Below are 2,109 nucleotides of genomic sequence, written 5' to 3'. Positions count from 1 at the left end.
AGGCCGTTGCCTAGGGCACCAGTACGCTGCGGATGACATAGGCTACGAGGCCGAGGAGCGCGACGCTGCCGATCCAGATCGCCGCGAACCAGCCCAGACGCATCAGCCAGCGCATCAGTGGTATCCTTCCTCCGGGTCCACCTTGCCGCGGAACACCCAATAGGCATAGGCGGTATAGCCAAGGATCATCGGCAGCAGCACCAGCGTACCGACCAATGCAAAGGCAAGCGAACTGTCGGGTGCTGCTGCATCCTCGATCGTGAGGGCGGGGGGCACGATATGGGGGTAGAAGCTGATCCCAAGACCCACAAAGCCCAGCACGAAGAGTGAGAGCGCGCAGAGGAACGGCAAAACATCCGCCTGCCGCCGCAAACCGTGCAACAGACCATAGGCCGCCAGTAGTACCAGGCCCGGCACGAGGAAGCTGAAGATGGCCGTGGGATAGGCGAACCAACGGCGGAAATACTCAGGATCCTGAAACGGCGTCCAGAGGCTCACCAGCCCCATGAAGATCAGTGTCGCCGCGGCGAAGGGCCACGCCAATCTGCGCATATGGCGCTGGATGCGGCCTTCCAGCTTCATGTTGAGCCATGTGGCCCCGAGCATCGCATATCCCACCGTGACGGCCACGCCGGTCAGAAGCGAGAATGGTGTGAGCCAGTCCCACCAACCTCCCGCATAGGCGCGGTTCTCGATCTCGATCCCCTGAACCAATGCGCCCAGCGCGATGCCCTGACACATGGACGCGACGATGGAGCCGCCGAAAAAGCCCATGTCCCACAGGGGTTTCCACCGTTCGGTGCGCCAGCGGTACTCGAATGCGACCCCGCGGAACACCAGCCCCAGAAGCATCAGGATGATCGGCATATAAAGCGCGGGCATCACCACGGCATAGGCGAGCGGGAAGACGGCAAAGAGCCCCCCGCCCCCGAGAACAAGCCAGGTTTCGTTCCCGTCCCAGATGGGCGAGATGGAGTTCATCATCACGTTGCGCTCCTTCTCGTCCTTGGTGAGCGGGAACAGAAGGCCCACCCCCAGATCGAACCCATCGAGAATAACGTAAACCAGCACGGCGAAGGCAATGATGCCCGCCCAGATGAACGACAGTTCAAGCCCCAGCATGGCGCTTCTCCTTCCGGGCCTGGTACTGTGACGCGGGCGTCGTGCCCGCCGTTCGGGTGGGCGGCTCCTGCCGGAGCCCTTCCTCCGCCTCCAGTTCGATGGAATGGCGCATCAGTCGCAGGATATAATAGGTCCCCGCCCCGAAGACGAAAAAGTAGACCACCACGAATGCCACGAGCGACGCGGCGACCGCGGGCGCGGCAATCGGGGCGAGGCTGTCGGCCGTGCGCAGCATGCCGTAGACGGTGAAGGGCTGGCGCCCCACCTCCGTCGTGATCCATCCGGCAAGCACGGCGACGAAGCCCATCGGTCCCATGAAGATCGCGGCGCGGTGCAGCCAGCGGCTTTCGTAGAACGTGCCCCGCCAGCGCGACCACAGCCCCCAGAGACCAAGGCCAAGCATCGCGAAACCAAGCCCCACCATGATGCGGAAACTGAAGAAGACAATGCCCACGGGCGGCTCGTCCTCGTCGGGGATCGTATCCAGCCCGGCGAGGGGTGCGTCCAGATCATGTTTCAGGATCAGCGACGACAGCTTCGGGATCTCCACCGCGTAATCGATCCGCTTTTCTTCCGAATTGGGAATACCGAAAAGGATCAGCGGCGCGCCATCCGGGTGGCTGTCGTAATGACCCTCCATCGCCATGACCTTGGCAGGCTGATGCTCAAGCGTGTTGATGCCGTGGAAGTCCCCGGCAGCGATTTGCAGCGGCGTGACGACAGCCAGCATCCACATCGCCATGGAGAACATCTTTCGGCTCGGTCGGTCGGCCCGGTCGCGCAGCAGATGCAAGGCCCCCACGGCCCCCACCACCAGCGCAGTGGTCAGATAGGCGGCCAGCACCATATGCGTCAGCCGGTAGGGGAAGGATGGGCTGAAGACGATGGCCCACCAGTCCAGCGGTATGAACTGGCCCACGTCGTTCATGCCGTAGCCCTGCGGGGTCTGCATCCAGGAATTGACGGAAATGATCCAAGTTGCCGACA

At 62.8% G+C, this 2,109-nt stretch carries 3 protein-coding genes; all 3 read right to left on the bottom strand.

Going from position 1 to position 2,109, the window contains the following annotated elements:
* Window positions 1-10: 10 nt before the first annotated feature.
* Window positions 11-115, bottom strand: coding sequence for a DUF2474 family protein (locus A3764_RS24685; RefSeq protein WP_082865972.1), 105 nt, complete (start codon window positions 113-115; stop codon window positions 11-13).
* Window positions 115-1,122, bottom strand: coding sequence for a cytochrome d ubiquinol oxidase subunit II (gene cydB, locus A3764_RS12260; protein ID WP_067924862.1), 1,008 nt, complete (start codon window positions 1,120-1,122; stop codon window positions 115-117). Before cydB ends, A3764_RS24685 begins: the two co-directional genes overlap by 1 nt.
* The coding region (locus tag A3764_RS12255; protein ID WP_067951631.1) for a cytochrome ubiquinol oxidase subunit I at window positions 1,109-2,109 on the bottom strand (1,001 nt) is incomplete at its 5' end. The genes A3764_RS12255 and cydB, both read right to left, overlap by 14 nt.

The organism is Sulfitobacter sp. HI0129 (genome assembly GCF_001635395.1).
Lineage (GTDB): Bacteria > Pseudomonadota > Alphaproteobacteria > Rhodobacterales > Rhodobacteraceae > Sulfitobacter.
This window is presented reverse-complemented; position numbering and strand designations above follow the sequence as displayed.

Coding starts and splice junctions, on each gene's coding strand:
- A3764_RS24685 (WP_082865972.1), bottom strand. CDS start 115: ATGCGCTGGCTGATGCGTCTGGGCTGGTTCGCGGCGATCTGGATCGGC.
- cydB (WP_067924862.1), bottom strand. CDS start 1,122: ATGCTGGGGCTTGAACTGTCGTTCATCTGGGCGGGCATCATTGCCTTC.